Origin of the sequence: Dactylosporangium sp. CA-139114 (genome assembly GCF_050955725.1) — a bacterium.
Taxonomy (GTDB): Bacteria; Actinomycetota; Actinomycetes; order Mycobacteriales; family Micromonosporaceae; genus Dactylosporangium.
Genome location: NZ_CP192080.1, coordinates 6,956,035 through 6,974,093, shown reverse-complemented (window position 1 = coordinate 6,974,093; position 18,059 = coordinate 6,956,035). Strand labels below are relative to the sequence as shown.

Sequence of the window (18,059 nt, the reverse complement as noted above, 5' to 3'; positions counted from 1 at the left end):
GGCATGATCCCGCCATGGACGACGTGGCACGGCTGCTCGAGCGGTTCCGCACCGCCCCCGAGAACATCTATCTGGAGGACCACCTCGGCGATCCGCGCCTGTACCCGTTCCTCGTCGAGCTGACCGCCGACGGCTGCGCGTACGATCTGGCGCGCATCGAGGCGATGAAGGTGCTGGGGCTCTGGCCGCCCGCCGACCGCCGCGCCGCCGGGCGGGCGCTCGTGGTGGCGCTGCGCGACGAGGACGAGCTGGTCCGGCAGTACGCGGCGATGGCGCTCGGCCCCTACGCGGCCGACCCGGACGTGGCGGCGGCGCTGCGCGCGGCGGCCCGCGACGACGAGGACGAGAGCGTCCGCAGCGGCGCGCGGGCCGCCCTGCGGGAGCACCCCACCGTTTGCGGCCCTTGACCCGCTCCTGGATCATGGAGGCCGGAAACGGCTGATGGGAGCGGGGGTGGGCTGGCTGATCGGGGCGATCGCGCTCGTGGTCGCCGGGTTCGCCGCCGCGTACGTCCCCCGGCGGCGAACGACCGCTCAACGGCGCGCGGCGGCCTGGGCCGACGCCCGGGCCGCGATCGCCGTCGCCGGGGTGAGCCGGGACGCCGCCCCCGAGCGGGTCGCCGCGGCCGAGGAGCTGCTGGGCCGGGCCGAGTCCATCGCCGCCGGGCCGGGCGGGGCCGGTGCCGCCCGGGAGGCCGCCCGGTGCGCCCGCGCCGCCGATCGGCTCTGGCAGGAGACCGGCCGTGCTTGAGGCGATCCGGACCCGCGTCCGCCGGCACTCGGGTGTCGTGCGCTGGACCCTGCTGGGCATCGCCGCGCTCAGCGTCACCGCGTTCCTCGTCGCGCAGCGGCAGAGCGCCGACGTCACGTACGGCCAGTCGCCGCCCACCGCCACGATCGCCGAGGGCTCGGCCGGTGAGCTCTCCGACGCCGGCCTGCCCTCCGTCGAGGACATGCGGGCCCGGGTCGCCGCCGACCCCGTGGTCCGGGTGCCGGGCTCGGTCGCGACCTGGGACGAGCAGGCGGTGCGCGCCGCGATGGGCACCCAGCAGGTGCGGATCATCGTCGCGCCGCCCGGGCTCAGCAAGGAGCAGCAGCAGGTCCGCGAGGTCGACAACGCCACCATCCGCATCATGGGGACCGAGGTCACCGGCGGCCCGTACCAGTCCAGCAGCAGCCTGCTGCCCGAGTGGCGGGCCCAGTTCGCCCGCAACGACGTCACCGCCCAGCTCATCGGGCTCATCAACGGGCTGAACAAGACCGAGGTCGCGACCCCGCCCGCCGGCGGGCTGTGGCGCGAGCCGACCGCCGCCGAGCTGAGCACGGTCACGGATGCGCTGCGCGCCGGCGGGCAGTACAGCGACCCCGCCGTCGGCCTGCCCACCGTCTCGCCGAAGCGGCTGACCGAGGCGTTCGGCACCGCCGACGCGCTCGTCGTCGCGCTGCCCGCCCAGCCCCGCGACACGCCCGCCCCCGACTACGGCCCGGCCCTGGCGAAGGCGTTCCCGGACAAGGCGCTGGTGCTCATGGTCGGCGACTGGATCGAATACCACGGCCCGCACCGGGCCGAGTTCGCCGACATCGCCGCGTCCGGCTTCTACGCCCGCTTCGACGAGCGGCTCAGCACCTACGCCTACCCGGCCGAGAACGTCCTCGGGGCCTACCTGGGCTGGGTCGCCGACGTGCGCTACTCGGGCCTGTTCGACCGGCCGCTGCCGTACCGCCCCGTCGACCCCGTCCGCGTGGCGCTGCCGGTGCTGCCGTGGCTCTTCGCGGCCTGCGTCGTGGGCTTCCTGCTGCTGTCGGCCGCTCGCGTCGGCCCGGCGCGCGGCCGCGCCGTCGCCCCCGGCCTGCCCGCCCGGCTGGCCGCGCTGAGCTCGCTCGCCGTCGAGGTCTCCGGCCTCACCGGCCCCGCGACCGACCCGGACCTGACCCGCGCCATCACGCGGCTCGGCGCCGCCCGCGAGGCCATCGGCGGCGGACGGCCCGACTCGCAGATCCGCGGCCTGCTCGACGACGCCGAGCGGGACCTGGACCGGGTGGGCCGCGCGGTGGGCGTGCGCGGCTACCGCCCGGCCGAATACCTGCGCGGGCCGCTCGCGTGAGGGCGGCCGTGCGGCGCTGGATCGCCACCCCGTTCGGTCTGGCCGTGCTCGCCTGCCTGGTGTTCGCGGGCTGGGCCGCGTGGAGCGGCGGCGCCCTCGACGGGCCGATCGCCCGGCAGGTGCGGACCCAGTCGGTCTACGCGGACCCGGGCACCGGCCTCGACGTCGCCGCGGCCGAGCGGGTCATCGGCAACCGGCGCCTCGTCGTCATCCTGCTGCGCCCGGGCGCGGACCTGCGCGACGCGTGCCACGCGGTGCGGCGCGCCGCCGCCGGCACGCTCGTGCTCGTGATCAGCCGCAAGAGCGACGGCTACGACCGGTACGGCTGCTCGCAGCTGCCCGGCAGCGGCGACGAGCACTTCGGCGACGCGTTCGTGGCCGAGTCGGTCATCGGCGAGGGCATCGCGCCGTTCGCCGACCGGCCCCTGGACGCGGTCAAGGTGATCGCGGTCAGCTACGACAAGCTCGCCAAGGCCGACGTCGTGCCGACCGACTCGCGGACCATCAGCCCGTCGCTGCCGCGCTACCTCGTGGCGGCGGCCGCCCTCGGCTCGGTGCTGGCCGGGTCGGCGGTGCTGTACTTCGGGGCCCGCCGCGCCGGCCGCCTCGCCGCCGCCCGCCGGGAGCGCCGCGAGCAGGCGACGGACGGCCGGACGGTGCTCAGCGCCGCGATGGCGGCCGTGGCCCAGCAGATCGTCGACCTCGACGGCGCGCCCAAGCGGACCAAGGCCGCCCGGCAGCGCTTCCGCGCGGCCGCGTCCGACTACAGCGAGCTCCTCGAGGACATCGCCGCCGCCGACCGCCGCGGCGCCGAGGACTTCACGCGCCTCACCGAGCGCGCCGAACGCATCGGCGAGCGCCTTCGCACCCTGGCCTGACGCACGCCGGAAACGGCCGCGAAACCGCCCGCTCCGGTGAGGACCATCTCACGGCGAGTTGTTCCGGATGAAACTCCGCCGAAACACGCGATTTCTTGACTGGGCCCCATCACCAGCCGGTGGAGGGGGGTGCGATGCCCGAACGGTATGTGTTGGTGCGCTGGCCCGACGGTGCCGCGCAACGGATCTATTCGCCATCGACAATCGTCGAGGAATTCTTCGCCGCGGGGCAGCGGATGCCGGTCGCCGACTTCGTCGACCAGGCCCGCCATGCGCTCGGCCTCGCCAGCGACCGCGTGCGCGCCGCGTACGGATACCCGTGCGGCCGCGCCGCCCGCTCGCTCGCGTTCGTGGAGGCCCGGGCGGCCGTCCAGCCCGATGCCGGAGACGTGGTCGTGGAAGGGATCGAGGCATGACCGAGCACCACCCCGTCGTGGTCGTCGGCGGCGGGCAGGCGGGGCTCTCGATGAGCTGGCATCTGCGCGCGCTCGGCATCGGCCACGCCGTGCTGGAGCGGGCGAGCGTCGGGCACGAGTGGCGCGAGCGCCGCTGGGACTCCTTCTGCCTCGTCACGCCCAACTGGCAGTGCCGGCTGCCGGGGTACGCCTACAGCGGCGACGACCCCGACGGGTTCATGGCCGGCCCCGAGGTCGTGGCGTTCCTGGAGCGGTACGCGGCGAGCTTCGACCCGCCCCTGCGCGAGGGCGTCGACGTGACGCGCCTGCGCCGCAACCCGGCGGGCGTCTTCGAGCTGCACACCAGCGCGGGAGCCATGACCGCGGACCAGGTCGTCGTCGCGACCGGGCCCTACCACCGCCCGGCCGTGCCCCGCGTCGCCGAGCGGCTGCCCGGGCACATCGTGCAGCTGCACTCGTCGCAGTACCGCAACCCGGACCAGCTGCCCGCGGGTGAGGTGCTCGTCGTCGGCACCGGGCAGTCCGGCTGCCAGATCGCCGAGGACCTGCACCTCGCCGGGCGCATCGTGCACCTCGCGGTCGGCGGGGCGCCCCGCGCGGCGCGCCGCTACCGGGGACGCGACACCCTCGCCTGGCTCGAGGAGATGGGCCACTACGACCGGGGCGTGCACGAGTTCGGCGACGCCGACGAGGTGCGGCTGCGCGCCAACCACTACATGACCGGGCGCGACGGCGGGCGCGACATCGACCTGCGGCGGTTCGCGACCGAGGGCATGCGGCTGTACGGCCGGCTGCGCATGATCGCGTCGGGCCGGGCCACGTTCGCCGACGACCTCGCGGCCAACCTCGACCACGCGGACGCCGTCGCCGAGGGGATCAAGGACGCCGTCGACGCGTACATCGCGCGGCACGGCATCGAGGCGCCGGTCGAGCGCCGGTACACCCCGGTCTGGCGGCCGGAGGGGGGTCAGGGCGAGCTCGGGCTCGACCGGATCGCCGCCGTGGTGTGGAGCACCGGCTTCCACCGCGACCACCGCTGGATCGAGGTCCCGGTCTTCGACGGCCGCGGCTACCCGACCCACGACCGGGGCGTCACCAGCTGCCCCGGCCTCTACTTCCTCGGCCTGCCCTGGCAGCACACCTGGGGCTCGGGCCGCTTCGCCGGCGTGGCCCGCGACGCCGCCCACCTCGCCGGGCACATCACGGCCGCCCGCCGCCGGCGGCTGACCGAGGGCGTCAGCTGGCTCGCGGGCACCCCGACGGAGACCTACCCGGACCTGGAGTGGGCGGCATGAACGACGCGCACCGCCACCTGGGCGTCCTGCCCGCCTACCCGTTCTACGGCGGGCCGCCGGTCAGCCCCGACACCACGGCCCGGGCCACCATCGACGAGCTGCTCGCGGACCTCGACCGCGAGGGCACCGAGCGCGCCCTGGTGCTGCCCAACTACGGCGTCCCCGACCCGGACGTGGCCTTCGGGTTCAACGAGCTGGTGGTCGAGGCCGCCCAGCGCGACGACCGGGTCCGATGTGGACTGTGGGTGTCCGCGAAGGACAGTGACCGCGACCGTACGGCCGCGGCACTGCGCCTGGCCGGCGAGCCCGGCGTGCGGGCGCTCAAGCTCAGCTTCCTGCTCGGCGGGGGCGCCGAGGACCCGGGTCTCGAGCCCATCTTCGCCGCCGCGCGCGCCCACGACCTCGTCGTCCACGTGCACACCTCGCCCGGCGCCGCCTCCGACATCGACCGGGTCGGCGAGCTCGTCGAGCGCTACGGCGACGACGTGCGGATCCACCTGGTGCACTTCGGCGGCGGCATGAGCGGCCACATCAAGCTGGCCGGCGGCCGCTTCTTCGACTGGGTCGCGGCCGGCAAGCAGGTCTACACCGACCTGTCCTGGGCCATCGGGTTCACCCCGCGCTGGCTCGCCGCCGAGATCGACCGGCGCGGCCTCGGCCACGACCGGGTGCTGTTCGCCAGCGACGAACCCTGGGGCGACCACGCGGGGGAGCACGCGAAGCTCCGCGCGGCCGTCGCCGGAACGGAGCTGTCCGACCTCGTGTTCACCACCACGTTCGAGAAACTCTACGGCTGAAGGAGCACAGCATGTCCGACCTCACCGACCTCGAGCAGAAGAGCCTCAACGAGATCCCGCACCCGGCGCTGGCCGAGGGCTCCAGCATCTACGGCGGCACCAAGGTCTTCCCCGACTACCAGGCCGAGGAGGGGCAGAGCTACTTCACCCTCGTGCACGGCATCGCGCACGAGTCCTCGGTCAGCTTCGTCGCCGTGCTGCAGGCCACCCGCGCGCTGCGCAAGGGCTTCGAGTCGGCGATCTACTTCTACGGCCCCGGCTCGCTCAACTGCCTCGCCACCCGCGGCTTCCCCACCACCGGCAACTCCGCGTTCCCGGGCGAGCACAACATCAACAACTCGCTGAAGACCTTCATGGCCGAGGGCGGGAAGGTGTACTGCTGCCGCTTCGGCCTGTCCCTGCACGGTGCCCGCGAGGAGGACCTCATCGAGGGGGTCATCCCCACGCACCCCCTCGACGTGCAGGACGCGCTGATCCACTACGCGCGCAAGGGCGCCATCATCAACTCGACGTACATGTTCTGATGAGCATCGACGTTCGCGCCGACCTGGCCGTGCGCGGCGTGCGGGTGCCCACACCCGTGCGCCGCCCGGCCGGGGCCGGCCCCAGCGACGACGGGCACGTGGTCATCGACGGGCGCAACGCGGCCCTGCCGATCGACCCCGCGAGCCCGTACGAGATCCGCGGCAGTCGCCTCTGGCTCGGCGAGGCCGACACCGGGCTCTCCCTCGACGTCGTGCGCCGTCCGCGCTTCTACGACCTGGTGACCGCGGACGGTGTGCCCTACGAGAAGATCGCCCGGCTGCACGGGCGCGACGTGCTCGCCACCACCGTGGTGCAGACCTGCATCCGCTACGCCGAGGCGCAGCGCTGCCGCTTCTGCACCATCGAGGAGTCGCTGCGCTCCGGCGCGACGACCGCGGCGAAGACCCCGGCCCAGCTGGCCGAGGTCGCCGAGGCCGCCGTCCGGCTCGACGGGGTCCGGCAGATGGTGATGACGACCGGCACCACCGCCGGCCCGGACCGTGGCGCCCGCAACCTGGCGAAGGCCGTCCGGGCGGTCCTCGCGGCCGTGCCGGGCCTGCCGATCCAGGTGCAGATCGAGCCGCCCGGCGACCTGGCCGCGATCGACGAGCTGCACGCGGCCGGCGCGGTCTCCATCGGCATCCACGCCGAGTCCCTCGACGACGCCGTCCGCCGGCGCTGGATGCCGGGCAAGGGCTCGGTGCCGATGGCCGAGTACGAGGCCGCCTGGGACCGCGCCGTCGAGGTCTTCGGGCGCAACCAGGTCAGCACCTACCTGCTCATCGGTCTCGGCGAGGACCCCGACGAGCTCGTCGCGGGCGCGGCCCGGCTCATCGAGCGCGGGGTCTACCCGTTCGTGGTGCCGCTGCGGCCCATGGCGGGCACCCTCGCCCACCGCGACGGTGTGCCCGGCCCCGCCCCGTCGCTGGTGCGGGACGTCACCGAGCGGGTGGCCGCACTGCTGCGGGCGGCCGGGATGCTCGGCGCGGATCAGCGGGCCGGCTGCGCCGCGTGCGGGGCGTGCGGCGTGCTGCAGGCGGCCGGCGCATGACCGACCTCGTGCCCGCGCTGCTCGGCGCGCCGCCGCGGTTCCTCATCGAGCCGGCGCAGGACCGCGGCGACTACGACCGGCTGCGGACCCGGGTCTTCGTCGACGAGCAGCGATTGTTCGAGCGGGAGGACCGCGACGAGCGCGACGACGACCCGCGCACGGTGGTCCTCGAGGCCCGCGCGGCCGACGGCGCGCTCCTCGGCGGCGTCCGGGTCGGGCCGGCCGCCGACGGGCCGGATCTGGGCTGGTGGGTCGGCGGGCGGCTGGCCGTCGACCCGTCGGTGCGGGGCGCCCGGCAGATCGGGCCGGCGCTCGTGCGTGCCGCGTGCGCCTACGCCGAGCAGGCCGGTGCGCTGCGCTTCGACGCGACGGTGCAGGCCCGCTGGCAGCGCATGTTCCAGCGCCTCGGCTGGCGGCCGGTGCGGCCGGTCACCGTGGCCGGGCGCCCGCACGTGCTCATGCGCTGGCCGATCGGCCGGATCGCGGCCCTGGCCGCCGCGACCAAGGCGCCGCTCGGCCCGCTGCTGCACGGCCTGGCCCCGGGCGGGGCCGGGTTCGTCGGCGACGACGGCGCCCCGGTGCCCGGCAGCGACCTCGTGGCCGCCTGCGACGCCATCCTGCCGTCCATGGTGGAGCGCGACCCGGACTGGGCCGGCTGGTGCGCGGTGCTCGTGAACGTCAACGACCTCGCGGCGATGGGCGCGACCCCCGTCGGGCTGCTCAACGCGGTCGCGGGCCGGGACGCGGCGGCCGTCGCCCGGGTGCTCGGCGGGCTGCGCCGGGCCGCGGACGCCTACGGCATCCCGGTGCTCGGCGGCCACACCCAGCTCGGCGTGCCCGCCGCGCTGTCGGCGACCGCGCTCGGCCGCGCCGCGCATCCGGTGCCGGGCGGGGGCGGGCGGCCCGGGCAGCGGATCCGGCTCACCGCCGACCTCGGCGGCGGCTGGCGCCCCGGCTACCACGGCCGGCAGTGGGACTCGACGAGCCGGCGCACGGGCGCGCAGCTGCGCGCGATGCTCGGCTTCGTCGCGGCGGCCCGGCCGGCCGCGGCCAAGGACGTGTCCATGGCCGGGATCGCCGGGACGCTCGGCATGCTGGCCGAGTCGAGCGGGTGCGGGGCGGTGCTCGACGTCGTCGCCGTGCCGCGGCCCGCGGGCGCGAGCATGGGGGACTGGCTCACCTGCTTCCCCGGTTTGGCGATGCTCACCGCCGGCTCCACAGTGGACGCGCCCGCCGGGCCCGCGGTCACCGCCGAGTGCGGCGAGCTCGTCGCCGAGGCGGGGGTGCGGCTGCGGTGGCCCGACGGCGAGCTCACCGACGTCATCGACGGGGCAGTCACGGGAATGGGGGTTGCGGCATGAGGATGGCGGCCGTGGCGGCGGCGTTCGACCGGGACCTCGAGGCGGACTTCGCCCGCATCGAGGGGCTCGTCGCGTCCGCGCGGGCTCAGGGAGTACAGCTGCTGGCGCTTCCGGAAGCGTGCCTGGGCGGCTATCTGGCGCACCTGGACGGGGGCGCGGACCAGCCGCCGGCGCTGCGTCTCGACGGCCCGGAGATCGCGCGGCTCACCGTGATCGCGGGCGACATGGTGGTGTGCGCCGGCTACTGCGAGGACGGCGGCGACGGCACCCGGTTCAACAGCGTCGTCTGCGTCGGCGCGGGGCGGGTGCTGGGCAACCACCGCAAGGTGCACCAGCCGCTGCGGGAGAACGCCAGCTACGACTCCGGCGACTCGTTCGCCGCGTTCGACACGCCCGTCGGCCGGCTCGGGCTGCTCATCTGCTACGACAAGGCGTTCCCGGAGTCGGCCCGCGACCTCGCCCTCGACGGCGCCGAGATCATCGTGTGCGTCTCGGCCTGGCCGGGCAGCCGCACCGGGGCCCCCGACGACCTCGCCGAGGACCGCTGGACCCGCCGCTTCGACCTCTTCGACCGGGCCCGGGCGCTGGAGAACCAGGTCGTGTGGCTCTCGGCGAACCAGGCCGGGCGGTTCGGCTCGCTGCGGTTCGTGTGCAGCGCGAAGGTCGTCGACCCGGGCGGGGACGTGCTCGCGACGACCGGCGTCGAGGCCGGGCTGGCGGTCGCCGACGTCGACGTGGCCGGCGCGCTCGCGACCGCCCGGCGGTCCATGGCCCACCTGCGGGATCGGCGCCCGGACGCGTACCGCGCCCTCGCACCGTCGATGATGTGACCCATGGCCCCGACCCGCGTCGCCGCCGCCGCGGCCCACTTCGGCCGCGACCTCGACCACGACCTCGGCCGCATCGGCAAGCTCATCGCCGACGCCCGGGCCGAGGGCGCGGCGCTGCTCGTGCTGCCCGACGCGGCGATCGGGGGCTACCTGGCCGACCTGCGAAGGCCCGACCCCGAGGCGCTGCCGCCCGCGCTCAAGCCCGACGATCCCATCTTCGAGCAGGTGGCCGCCATGGCCGGGGAGATGGTGGTGTGCGTCGGGTTCTGCGAGGCCGACGGCGACGACCGGTACAACGCCGCGGTGTGCCTCACCGGCGACGGCGTGCTCGGCCGGCACCGCAAGGTGCACCTGCCCGCGGCCGAGCACATCGCCTATCGGGCCGGCGACACGTTCGCCGCCTTCGACACCCCGGCGGGGCGGATCGGGATGCTCATCGACTACGACAAGACGTTCCCCGAGTCGGCGCGCAGCCTCGCCCTCGACGGCGCCCAGATCGTCGCGTGCCTCTCCGCGTGGCCGGCCAGCATCACCAACGCGGCGCCGAAGCTCTCCCAGGACCGCCAGTCGCGGCTGTTCGACCTCTACGACTGTGCCCGGGCCGCGGAGAACCAGCTCGTCGTGGTCTCCTCCAACCAGACCGGCGCGGCCGGCGGCATGCGCTTCCTCGGCCAGGCCAAGGTCGTCGGGCCGGCCGGGAACATCCTCGCCCGCACCTGGGCCAAGGCCGGGCTCGCCGTCGCCGCGCTCGACGTGGCGGCCGAGATCGCGCACGCCCGCCGCGTGCTGAACCACCTCGACGAGCTGCGCCCGGGCGTCTACCGGAGCGGCCGATGAGAGTCGCGCTGCTGACCTACTCCACGCGCCCGCGCGGCGGGGTCGTGCACACCCTGGCGCTGGCCGAGGCCCTGGCCGCCGCGGGCGCCGACGTGACCGTGTGGACGCTCGCCCGGGGCGGAGGCTTCTTCCGGCCCGTCGACCCGCGGGTGCGGCTCGAGCTCGTGCCGTTTCCGGACGTGCCGGGGGAGGCCGTCGGGCCGCGCATCCTGCGCTCGATCGCGCTGCTGCGGGCGGCGTTCCGGCCGCACGACTTCGACGTCGTGCACGCCCAGGACTGCATCAGCGCCAACGCCGTCGACCGGTGCGTGCGCACCGTCCACCACCTCGACCACTTCACCACGCCGGAGCTGGCCGCCTGCCACGAGCGCGCCATCGTACGGCCCGAGGCCCACGTCACCGTCTCGTCCACGGTCGCCGCGCAGCTGCGGGCCGGCTGGGGCATCGCCGCGACGGTCATCCCCAACGGCGTCGACGCCGCCCGCTTCGCCGCCGCCGTGCCGCTGGTGCGCGAGCGCCCCTACGTGCTGTCGGTCGGCGGCATCGAGCCGCGCAAGGGCTCCATCGACCTGCTCGACGCCTTCGCCCACGCCCGCCGGACCCTGCCCGGCCTGGAGCTCGTCATCGCGGGCGGCGAGACGCTCTTCGACTACCGCGACTACCGCACCGCGTGGCAGGCGCGCGCCGACGCGCTCGGCCTGGCGCCCGACGTCCTCGGCCCGGTCCGGCACGACGAGCTGCCCTCCCTCGTCGCCGGGGCGGCGGCCTTCGCGTTCCCGTCGACCAAGGAGGGCTTCGGACTCGCGGCCCTGGAGGCGCTCGCGGCCGACGTGCCCGTGGTCGCGCGCGACCTGCCCGTGCTGCGCGAGGTGTTCGGCTCCTCGGTGCGCTACGGCCACGACCCGCAGTCGCTCGGTGCCGCGCTCGTCGATGCGGTACGGCACGGCAAGGGCGACCCCGCGCTGGCGTCCTCGTACACGTGGGAGGAGGCCGCGCGCCGCCACCTGGAGTTCTACGGCGGCCTGGCCTGAGCTAGAGTGGGCGGACGGCGGTGGGGCCCGCCGACCCCGGCACGATCCGGGGTGAACCGCGACGACGCCAACGGTCCCTGCCAGTGGAGCTGTGTGGTGCGCTGGTGGGGAGGAGCATCGTGACCGAGGTCGACCCCGACGTCGATGTCCACGTTCCCGCGCAGCGTGCCGAGCTGCGGCCGAGCCCGTGGCCGGTGCTGGGCGCGATCTCGGCCGGCGGGGTGTGCGGCGCCCTCGCGCGCTTCGGGGTCGCCCAGGCCTGGCCGCACGCGCGCGGCGGCTTCCCGTGGTCGACGCTGCTCGTCAACGTCACCGGGTGCCTGCTGATCGGCGTGCTGATGGTCATCGTCAACGAGGTGGCCACCGGGCGGCGCCTGCTGCGGCCGTTCGCCGGTGTCGGGGTGCTCGGGGGGTACACCACCTTCTCCACCTATGCCGTGGAGATCCACCAGACCGCCTCGGCCGGCTCGCCCTGGGCGGCCCTGGCGTACCTGGCCGGGACCGTCGTCGGCGCGCTCCTCGCGGTGTGGGGCGGCAGCGCGGCCGCCCATGCGCTCGTGCGGCGCCTCCGGAGGAGCCCGTGACCGTCCTGCTGATCGCGCTCGGCGCCGCGATCGGGGCGCCGATGCGCTACCTCACCGACCGCTTCGTGCAGTCCCGGCACGACTCGGTGTTCCCGTGGGGCACGCTCACCGTCAACGTCTTCGGGTCGCTGCTGCTCGGCCTGCTCGCCGGCCTGCCCGCGAACGCGACGCTCACGGCCCTGCTGGGCACCGGCTTCTGCGGCGCGCTCACCACGTATTCGACGTTCAGCTACGAGACCCTGCGCCTGGCCCAGACCGGCGCCCGCTTCTACGCGGCGATGAACATGCTCGCCTCGGTCGTGGCCGGCCTGGGCGCGGCCGCGGTGGGCCTGCTGCTCGCCCAGGCGTTCAGCTGATCTCGCACCGCATGACGTATTCGACGACCGAGGGGTCCCGCGGGTAGGGCTGCGCCTCGCCGGTCGGGCGGAACCCGTGCCGCTCGTAGAGCCGCCGGGCGGCCACGTTGTCGCCGACGACCCAGAGGTCCACGGCCTCGAGATCCTGCTCGCCGGCCCACCGCAGCGCCTCGGCCACGAGCAGGTCCCCGACGCCTGACCCCCGCCACCCCGGGCGCACCCACATGCTGAACAGCTCGCCCGCGCCGTCGCGGTCCTCGGGCACCCAGACGCCCACGATCCCGGCGGTGCCCTCCGGCTCGCGGGCCACGGCCTTGAGCCCCTTCGCGGGCTCCAGCCACGCGCGCCAGCGGTCCTCGTCGAAGGCCTGCTCCCGCTCCAGCGTCGAGGCGAACGCCCGCGGCGAGTCGGCGAGCGCGGCGAGGCGGACATCGCGCCACAGCGCCCAGTCCTGGGGTCCAAGTCGTCGCACATCCACGCACTCATCCTCGCAGCGTGAGCAACGTGGTTTTTGTACTGTGTGCCGCACGGTGAGCGCGGACGTCCACCGGCTCAGCGCCGAGGGGCTGCGGCTCCACGCGCGGCCGACGTCCACCTGGCGCGGGCTCAACGACGCGATGGAACCACTGCTGGAGGGCGCGGCGGCGCCGTGAACACCGAGGCGGCCGCGGCGCTTCGGTCACCCGGCGGAGGTGGGGGCCCGCAACGGCACCCCGGCCGCGGATCGCCGTGGCCTGTGCGCGCTCAGCCGGCCGGCCGCAGAGCCGGGTCGAGCATGCCGTCGGGGTTCCAGGCGGCGTCCTCGTCGCCGGCGCCCGCGGCGGCCAGGAACGCGGTCTCGGCCGGGCGCAGGTGCTCGAGCAGGGCCGGGAGCCGGTACCGGTCGGTGAAGCGCGCCCCGTCCGGGCCGGTGAGCAGCACGGCGATGGGCTCGTCACCGCCGAGGGGCAGGTCGGGGTAGACGTTGCCGCCCCTCGGCGCCGGGCGCGGGCTCGTCCAGCCAGGCCTCGAACGCCTCGCGTGACATCGGGATCCGGGCCGCCAGCATGTAGGAACGTCCGCTCACGCGGCGATCGTAGCCCGGAGGCGCCGGCCCGGCCGGCCCGCGTCCACAGTGGACCGGATCACGGCGCCCGCCCGCCCCTTCGCGCCGCCGGGCCGCCGCCTCCGGGGACGTCACCCCGCCGAGAACCGGAGCTGCGGTCGGACGGCAACCCCGCGTAGGCTAAATTCGGTCGGTGAGCACTTCCGAGGTCCCCGTACGCACCCGCATCGCCCCGTCGCCGACCGGCGACCCGCACGTCGGGACCGCGTATGCCGCCCTGTTCAACCTGGCGTTCGCACGCAAGCACGGCGGTGAGTTCATCCTGCGCATCGAGGACACCGACCGCACGCGCTACGTGGAGGGCAGCGAGCAGCAGGTCTTCGACACCCTGCACTGGCTCGGGTTCAGCTGGGACGAGGGGCCGGACGTGGGCGGGCCCGCCGAGCCCTACCGGCAGTCCGAGCGGCTGCCCGTCTACCGTGAGGTCGCCGAGCGCCTGCTCGCCGACGGGCACGCCTACCAGTGCTGGTGCTCGTCCGAGCGGCTCACCCAGATGCGCACCCGCCAGCAGCAGCTGAAAATCCCCACCGGCTACGACCGGATGTGCTACGGCAAGACCCGCGAGGAGCGCGCCGAGCTGCCCGGGTTCACCGACGTGCCGGTGATCCGGATGCTCGTGCCCGACGACGCCAGGATCTCGTTCACCGACCTGATCCGCGGCAAGATCACCCCGCCGGAGCCGGACGACCAGGTCATCCTGAAGGCGGACGGGTTCCCGACCTACCACCTCGCCGTCGTCGTGGACGACAACGCGATGGGCGTCACGCACGTCGTCCGCGGCGAGGAGTGGATCAGCTCGACCGCCAAGCACATCCTGCTCTACGACTGGCTCGGCTGGACCGCACCGACCTACGCGCACATGCCGCTGCTGCGCAACGCCGACCGCTCGAAGATCAGCAAGCGCAAGAACCCGGCCGCGCGGCTCAAGTGGTTCCAGGAGGAGGGGTACCTCCCCGAGGCCCTCGTCAACTTCCTCGCGCTCATGGGCTACTCGATGCCCGACGGCCAGGAGATCTTCACGTTCGACGAGATGGTGGCGTCGTTCGACTTCGCCCGCGTCAACCCCGTCGGCCCGGTCTTCGACATCGACAAGCTGAACTGGCTCAACGGCCACTACCTGCGCACGCTGGACGACGACGCGTTCCTGCGCGCGGCCGAGCCGTTCCTGCCCGAAGGCCTGAGCACGCAGGACGTGCGCTCGCTCGTGGTACCGCTGCGGGAGCGCACGAAGAAGCTCGCCGAGATCCCCGAGCAGCTCGACTGGCTCGCCGCCGACACCGTGACGGTCCAGCCCGCCGACCTGGCCAAGCACGGCCTGCCCGCGGCCGACGCGCGCGCGATCCTCGAGGCGTTCGCGAAGGACCTCGAGCAGCTCGAGCCGTTCGGCAAGGAGCAGATCACCGCCACCCTCGACCGGGTCGTCGCCGAGGCCGGCACCAACCGCCGACGCTCGTTCATGACCGCCCGGCTGGCCCTGGTCGGCCGGCCGGTCTCGCCGCCGCTGGACGACACCATGGTCGCCCTCGGCGCCGAGCGCACCGCCGCCCGCCTGCGCCGGGCCGCCGGCGCGATCGAGGGCTGAACGAGCCGGTTCCCGATTGGGGCGAACGGACGTGGGTAACCCCGAGGTCACCCCGTCCGGTTCGTCCCAAAGGAGCCAGCATGGCGCTGCGTCGGTGCGTCTCGGTTGCCAAGGCGGAGTTCGCCGAGCGGTACTGGGACCGCACCCCGCTGCTCTCGCCGGCCCTGGGCAACTACCGCGACCTGCTCACCGTCGACGGCGTCGACGACCTCCTGGGCGCCCGGGCGCTGCGGACCCCGTTCGTGCGCATGGCCAAGGACGGGCGCGTCATCCCGGCCGCCCGCTACACCGGCGGCGGCGGGGCCGGGGCCGAGATCGGCGACCAGGTGCACGACGAGAAGGTCCTCGCGCTGCTCGCCGACGGGGCCACCCTCGTGCTGCAGGGCCTGCACCGCATGTGGCCGCCGCTCGTGGCGTTCGCGGCCGTCCTGCGCCAGGACCTCGGCACGCCCGTGCAGATCAACGCGTACCTCACCCCGCCGTCGAGCCGCGGCTTCGACCCGCACTACGACACCCACGGCGTGTTCGTCCTGCAGGTCAGCGGGTGCAAGCGGTGGCGCGTCCACCCGCCCGTGCTCGAGGCGCCGGTGCCGCGCCAGCCGTGGGGCGGCGTGGCCGACGAGGTGGCCGCGGCGGCCGGCACCGATCCCGCGATCGACACGGTGCTGCGCGACGGCGACGCGCTCTACCTGCCCCGCGGCTGGGTGCACGCGGCCACGACCGAGGGCGAGTGGTCGCTGCACCTCACGATCGGCCTGCACGCCCCGACCCGGCTCACCGTCCTCGACGCGCTCGCCCGGCTGGCCGTGTCCGAGCCGGCGCTGCGCGCCGGGCTGCCGATGGGCCTCGACCCCGCCGACGGCGACTCGGTCGCGCCCGCGCTCGCCGACACGGTCGCGGCCCTGCACGCCTGGCTCGACACCGTCACGCCCGGGGACCTCGCCGCCCAGCTGCGCGGGCCCGCGTGGACCTCGGGCCGCCCGGCCCCGCTGCGGGCCGTCACCCAGGCCGCCGCGCTGCCCGGCCTCGGCCCCGACGACCAGGTCGCGGCCCGGCCCGGGCTGCCGTTCCGGCTCGACGAGCCCTCGGGCGGGCGGGTCGCCGTACACCTGCCGGACCGCACCCTCGCGATGCCCGACGCCTGCGCCGAGGCCCTGCGCACCGCCTTCGACGGCCGCCCGCACCGCATCGGCGACCTGCCCGGCCTCGACGACGCCGACCGGCTCGTCCTGGCCCGGCGGCTGCTGCGCGAGGCGGCGCTGGTCCTGGCGTAGCTGACAGCGCCCGGCGCCCGCCGGGCGAGGCGGCCACAGCCTCCGGGGCTGCCGGGCCAGGCGGCGCCGGTTCTGACGTATACACAGCGCCCGGCGTCCCAGGCCCGGCCCGGCGCCGCCGGTCTGCAGCAGGTGAGGCGTCCCGCCGTGCTCGCCGGCATCCCGCTGCTCGCCGCGGCGGAGGCCGGCCCGCACGCGGGCGGCGCCACGCTGATCCGCACCGAAAGCGTGTGCATGGTGGCCCTCACCCGTGGGCGGCGCCGCCGGGCACGCCGCCCGACCTGCTCGATTCCCGGCTGAGCGTCGCAGACCCGTACGCTGGGCCGCATGAGGGCGCACGCCGCCACCGCCGCCGATCTGGCCCCGGGCGATCACGTGTGCTGGCGGTTCGGCGACGACGACAGCCGTCGCGATGCGCTGGCGGGCTACATCGATGGCGCGCGGCGGGACAATCACAAGGTCCTGCACTACCGGGCCGAGGCCGACGAGCCCGATGTGCCCGAGTTCGACGGGTTCGTCACCCAGGCCGTCGACGTCACGGGCCCGTTCGACCCCGACGCGTGGATCGCGATGCTGGGCGAGGTGCTCGGGCAGGCCCGGGCCGAGGGCTTCGACGGCGTGCGGTTCGCGGGGGAGATGACCTGGTCGCGCGGTTACCTGACGGACGATCGGCTGGTCGCCTACGAGCGGCAGGTCAACGCCTTCTACGCGCACTCGGGGGCGATCGGGTTGTGCCTGTACGACACCCGCCGCTTCGAGCCCCGCGTGCTCGCCGAGATCGAGCGCGTGCACCCCGACACGGCCTCCGCGGACGGCCACGGCGACGCGCCCCTGGGCCGGCTGGCCGTCACCGGGGCGCCGGTCGGCGTGCGGCTCACCGGCGAGTTCGACGCGTCCAACGGCGGCTGTCTCGAGCCCGTGCTGGCGGACCTGATCCCGCACGCCGGCGGCCACCCGCTCGTCGTCGACGTCGCCGCCCTGCGCTTCGCGGACCTGACCGCGGTGACCGCCCTGCTGCGGGCCGCGCGGACGATCCCCGGCGGCCTGCGCATCCTCGGTGCCGAGCCGTCCTTCGAGCGGATCGTGCGCCTGTGCGGGCCGGCCCCGGTGGTGTTCGCGTGACCGGCTCCGTCTTCACGCACACGGCCCTGTTGTACGCCACGGCGGCCGAGTACCTCGACGCGACCGTCGCCTTCGTGCGGGCGGCGCGCCGGGAGGACCGGCCGGTGCTCGTGGCGGTGCCCGGCGCCGACCTCGAGCGCATCCGCGCCGGCGTGGGCGGCGACGACGGCGTGACCTGGTGGGACGCCGAGGCCACCTCGCGCAACCCGGGCCGGATCATCCCGGCACTGCTCGGCTACTGCGCCCGGCACGCCGGGCGCCGCCCCGCGCTGCTCGGCCAGCCGATGTGGGTGGGCCGCACCGGCGCCGAGCGCGCCGCCGTCGCCGTGCACGAGGCCCTGGTCAACCTCGCCTTCGCGGGGGTGGAGGCGACGGCGTTGTGCCCGTACGACACCGCCGGCCTGCACGCCTCGGACGTGGACGTGGCCCGGCGCACCCATCCGAGCCTGGCCGGGATCGCGGGCCTCGCCGCGAACGCCGGCTACGCCCCGGACTCGGTCCTCGCCGAGCGCAACGCGCCGCTGGTCGCCCCGGCGGCGGCCACGGCGATGCCGTACGACGCCATCGCCACCCTGCGGCTGCTGCGCCGCGCGGTGGGGGAGCGGGCCGCGGCCGTCGGCCTGTCCGAGGACCGCGCGGCCGACCTCGAGTTCGTCGTCACCGAGCTGGCCACGAACACGCTGCGGCACGGCGGCGGCCGCGGGGTGCTGCACCTGTGGGCCGACGGCGACGCGCTGGTGTGCCAGGTCAGCGACGGCGGGGTCCTGAGCGACCCGCTGGCCGGGCGCCTGCCGGTCGAGCCGACCGCCGAGCGCGGGCGTGGCCTGCTGCTCACCCACCAGATGTGTGACCTTGTGGAGGTGTCCACCGGCCCGACCGGCACCGTGGTCAGAGTGCGCATGCGTCGTTGA

General features: G+C 75.3%; 24 protein-coding genes. 21 read left to right on the top strand and 3 right to left on the bottom strand.

The window, feature by feature from the left end:
* Positions 1–14: 14 nt before the first annotated feature.
* The 15 genes from ACQP2P_RS31090 to crcB all read left to right on the top strand — a co-directional run bounded on the left by ACQP2P_RS31090 (position 15) and on the right by crcB (position 12,065).
* Positions 15–407 (top strand): HEAT repeat domain-containing protein, encoded by a 393-nt coding sequence (locus ACQP2P_RS31090; protein ID WP_433606819.1) that lies wholly within the window; start codon positions 15–17, stop codon positions 405–407.
* Between the two features lie 46 nt (positions 408–453).
* Positions 454–750, top strand: coding sequence for a DUF6403 family protein (locus ACQP2P_RS31085; RefSeq protein ID WP_433606817.1), 297 nt, complete (start codon positions 454–456; stop codon positions 748–750).
* Positions 743–2,104: a hypothetical protein gene (locus ACQP2P_RS31080; protein ID WP_433606815.1), complete on the top strand. Its 1,362-nt coding sequence runs from the start codon at positions 743–745 to the stop codon at positions 2,102–2,104. Before ACQP2P_RS31085 ends, ACQP2P_RS31080 begins: the two co-directional genes overlap by 8 nt.
* 8 nt (positions 2,105–2,112) lie before the next feature.
* A complete protein-coding gene (locus ACQP2P_RS31075; RefSeq protein ID WP_433606814.1) occupies positions 2,113–2,982 on the top strand; it encodes a hypothetical protein in 870 nt (289 codons plus the stop codon).
* 134 nt (positions 2,983–3,116) lie between these two features.
* Positions 3,117–3,398 (top strand): MSMEG_0570 family nitrogen starvation response protein, encoded by a 282-nt coding sequence (locus tag ACQP2P_RS31070; protein ID WP_433606812.1) that lies wholly within the window; start codon positions 3,117–3,119, stop codon positions 3,396–3,398.
* Positions 3,395–4,693, top strand: a complete 1,299-nt coding sequence (locus ACQP2P_RS31065; RefSeq protein ID WP_433606810.1) for an MSMEG_0569 family flavin-dependent oxidoreductase — start codon at positions 3,395–3,397, stop codon at positions 4,691–4,693. Before ACQP2P_RS31070 ends, ACQP2P_RS31065 begins: the two co-directional genes overlap by 4 nt.
* Positions 4,690–5,490 carry an amidohydrolase family protein gene (locus ACQP2P_RS31060; protein WP_433606808.1) on the top strand — a complete coding sequence of 267 codons (801 nt, stop codon included), beginning with the start codon at positions 4,690–4,692 and terminating at the stop codon, positions 5,488–5,490. The genes ACQP2P_RS31065 and ACQP2P_RS31060 overlap by 4 nt, the downstream gene beginning before the upstream one ends.
* A gap of 11 nt (positions 5,491–5,501) precedes the next feature.
* Positions 5,502–6,014, top strand: coding sequence for an MSMEG_0572/Sll0783 family nitrogen starvation response protein (locus ACQP2P_RS31055; protein WP_433087818.1), 513 nt, complete (start codon positions 5,502–5,504; stop codon positions 6,012–6,014).
* The gene (locus tag ACQP2P_RS31050; RefSeq protein ID WP_433606806.1) at positions 6,014–7,066 is read left to right on the top strand and encodes an MSMEG_0568 family radical SAM protein; all 1,053 of its coding nucleotides are present in this window, start codon (positions 6,014–6,016) and stop codon (positions 7,064–7,066) included. The genes ACQP2P_RS31055 and ACQP2P_RS31050 overlap by 1 nt, the downstream gene beginning before the upstream one ends.
* Positions 7,063–8,427 carry an MSMEG_0567/sll0787 family protein gene (locus ACQP2P_RS31045; RefSeq protein ID WP_433606804.1) on the top strand — a complete coding sequence of 455 codons (1,365 nt, stop codon included), beginning with the start codon at positions 7,063–7,065 and terminating at the stop codon, positions 8,425–8,427. The genes ACQP2P_RS31050 and ACQP2P_RS31045 overlap by 4 nt, the downstream gene beginning before the upstream one ends.
* A complete protein-coding gene (locus ACQP2P_RS31040; protein WP_433606802.1) occupies positions 8,424–9,257 on the top strand; it encodes a carbon-nitrogen hydrolase family protein in 834 nt (277 codons plus the stop codon). The genes ACQP2P_RS31045 and ACQP2P_RS31040 overlap by 4 nt, the downstream gene beginning before the upstream one ends.
* Positions 9,258–9,260: 3 nt before the next feature.
* Positions 9,261–10,094 (top strand): carbon-nitrogen hydrolase family protein, encoded by an 834-nt coding sequence (locus ACQP2P_RS31035; RefSeq protein ID WP_433606800.1) that lies wholly within the window; start codon positions 9,261–9,263, stop codon positions 10,092–10,094.
* Entirely contained in the window at positions 10,091–11,125 is a 1,035-nt protein-coding gene (locus ACQP2P_RS31030) for an MSMEG_0565 family glycosyltransferase (RefSeq protein ID WP_433606798.1), read from the top strand. Before ACQP2P_RS31035 ends, ACQP2P_RS31030 begins: the two co-directional genes overlap by 4 nt.
* Positions 11,126–11,244: 119 nt before the next feature.
* Positions 11,245–11,709, top strand: a complete 465-nt coding sequence (locus ACQP2P_RS31025; protein WP_433606796.1) for a fluoride efflux transporter FluC — start codon at positions 11,245–11,247, stop codon at positions 11,707–11,709.
* The gene (gene crcB, locus ACQP2P_RS31020; RefSeq protein ID WP_433606794.1) at positions 11,706–12,065 is read left to right on the top strand and encodes a fluoride efflux transporter CrcB; all 360 of its coding nucleotides are present in this window, start codon (positions 11,706–11,708) and stop codon (positions 12,063–12,065) included. Before ACQP2P_RS31025 ends, crcB begins: the two co-directional genes overlap by 4 nt.
* Here the strand turns inward: crcB and ACQP2P_RS31015 are convergent.
* On the bottom strand, positions 12,058–12,543 hold the full coding sequence (locus ACQP2P_RS31015) for a GNAT family N-acetyltransferase (protein WP_433606792.1): 486 nt from the start codon (positions 12,541–12,543) through the stop codon (positions 12,058–12,060). The two genes, crcB and ACQP2P_RS31015, sit on opposite strands and share 8 nt — an antisense overlap.
* Positions 12,544–12,595: 52 nt before the next feature.
* On the opposite strand from ACQP2P_RS31015, the gene ACQP2P_RS31010 reads away from it, so the two are divergent.
* The gene (locus ACQP2P_RS31010) at positions 12,596–12,718 is read left to right on the top strand and encodes a hypothetical protein (protein ID WP_433606790.1); all 123 of its coding nucleotides are present in this window, start codon (positions 12,596–12,598) and stop codon (positions 12,716–12,718) included.
* Positions 12,719–12,809: 91 nt separating this feature from the next.
* On the opposite strand, the gene ACQP2P_RS31005 is transcribed toward ACQP2P_RS31010, so the two are convergent.
* Positions 12,810–12,986: a hypothetical protein gene (locus ACQP2P_RS31005; protein WP_433606788.1), complete on the bottom strand. Its 177-nt coding sequence runs from the start codon at positions 12,984–12,986 to the stop codon at positions 12,810–12,812.
* A 13-nt stretch (positions 12,987–12,999) separates the two neighbouring features.
* Positions 13,000–13,131: a hypothetical protein gene (locus ACQP2P_RS31000; RefSeq protein ID WP_433606786.1), complete on the bottom strand. Its 132-nt coding sequence runs from the start codon at positions 13,129–13,131 to the stop codon at positions 13,000–13,002.
* A gap of 172 nt (positions 13,132–13,303) precedes the next feature.
* On the opposite strand from ACQP2P_RS31000, the gene gltX reads away from it, so the two are divergent.
* The 5 genes from gltX to ACQP2P_RS30975 all read left to right on the top strand — a co-directional run bounded on the left by gltX (position 13,304) and on the right by ACQP2P_RS30975 (position 18,059).
* A complete protein-coding gene (gltX, locus tag ACQP2P_RS30995; RefSeq protein ID WP_433606784.1) occupies positions 13,304–14,752 on the top strand; it encodes a glutamate--tRNA ligase in 1,449 nt (482 codons plus the stop codon).
* An 80-nt stretch (positions 14,753–14,832) separates the two neighbouring features.
* The gene (locus ACQP2P_RS30990) at positions 14,833–16,026 is read left to right on the top strand and encodes a cupin domain-containing protein (protein WP_433606782.1); all 1,194 of its coding nucleotides are present in this window, start codon (positions 14,833–14,835) and stop codon (positions 16,024–16,026) included.
* Positions 16,027–16,158: 132 nt separating this feature from the next.
* The gene (locus tag ACQP2P_RS30985) at positions 16,159–16,326 is read left to right on the top strand and encodes a hypothetical protein (RefSeq protein WP_433606781.1); all 168 of its coding nucleotides are present in this window, start codon (positions 16,159–16,161) and stop codon (positions 16,324–16,326) included.
* Between the two features lie 27 nt (positions 16,327–16,353).
* Positions 16,354–17,148 carry an MEDS domain-containing protein gene (locus ACQP2P_RS30980; protein ID WP_433606779.1) on the top strand — a complete coding sequence of 265 codons (795 nt, stop codon included), beginning with the start codon at positions 16,354–16,356 and terminating at the stop codon, positions 17,146–17,148.
* Positions 17,145–18,059 carry an anti-sigma factor RsbA family regulatory protein gene (locus ACQP2P_RS30975; RefSeq protein ID WP_433606777.1) on the top strand — a complete coding sequence of 305 codons (915 nt, stop codon included), beginning with the start codon at positions 17,145–17,147 and terminating at the stop codon, positions 18,057–18,059. Before ACQP2P_RS30980 ends, ACQP2P_RS30975 begins: the two co-directional genes overlap by 4 nt.

Excerpts from the sequence above, each read along its gene's own strand:
- ACQP2P_RS31030 (WP_433606798.1), top strand. The coding sequence starts at position 10,091 with ATGAGAGTCGCGCTGCTGACCTACTCCACGCGCCCGCGCGGCGGGGTC.
- ACQP2P_RS30980 (WP_433606779.1), top strand. The coding sequence starts at position 16,354 with ATGAGGGCGCACGCCGCCACCGCCGCCGATCTGGCCCCGGGCGATCAC.
- ACQP2P_RS31065 (WP_433606810.1), top strand. The coding sequence starts at position 3,395 with ATGACCGAGCACCACCCCGTCGTGGTCGTCGGCGGCGGGCAGGCGGGG.
- ACQP2P_RS31060 (WP_433606808.1), top strand. The coding sequence starts at position 4,690 with ATGAACGACGCGCACCGCCACCTGGGCGTCCTGCCCGCCTACCCGTTC.
- ACQP2P_RS31055 (WP_433087818.1), top strand. The coding sequence starts at position 5,502 with ATGTCCGACCTCACCGACCTCGAGCAGAAGAGCCTCAACGAGATCCCG.
- ACQP2P_RS31090 (WP_433606819.1), top strand. The coding sequence starts at position 15 with ATGGACGACGTGGCACGGCTGCTCGAGCGGTTCCGCACCGCCCCCGAG.
- ACQP2P_RS31040 (WP_433606802.1), top strand. The coding sequence starts at position 8,424 with ATGAGGATGGCGGCCGTGGCGGCGGCGTTCGACCGGGACCTCGAGGCG.
- ACQP2P_RS31045 (WP_433606804.1), top strand. The coding sequence starts at position 7,063 with ATGACCGACCTCGTGCCCGCGCTGCTCGGCGCGCCGCCGCGGTTCCTC.
- ACQP2P_RS31035 (WP_433606800.1), top strand. The coding sequence starts at position 9,261 with ATGGCCCCGACCCGCGTCGCCGCCGCCGCGGCCCACTTCGGCCGCGAC.
- ACQP2P_RS31070 (WP_433606812.1), top strand. The coding sequence starts at position 3,117 with ATGCCCGAACGGTATGTGTTGGTGCGCTGGCCCGACGGTGCCGCGCAA.
- ACQP2P_RS30990 (WP_433606782.1), top strand. The coding sequence starts at position 14,833 with ATGGCGCTGCGTCGGTGCGTCTCGGTTGCCAAGGCGGAGTTCGCCGAG.
- ACQP2P_RS31050 (WP_433606806.1), top strand. The coding sequence starts at position 6,014 with ATGAGCATCGACGTTCGCGCCGACCTGGCCGTGCGCGGCGTGCGGGTG.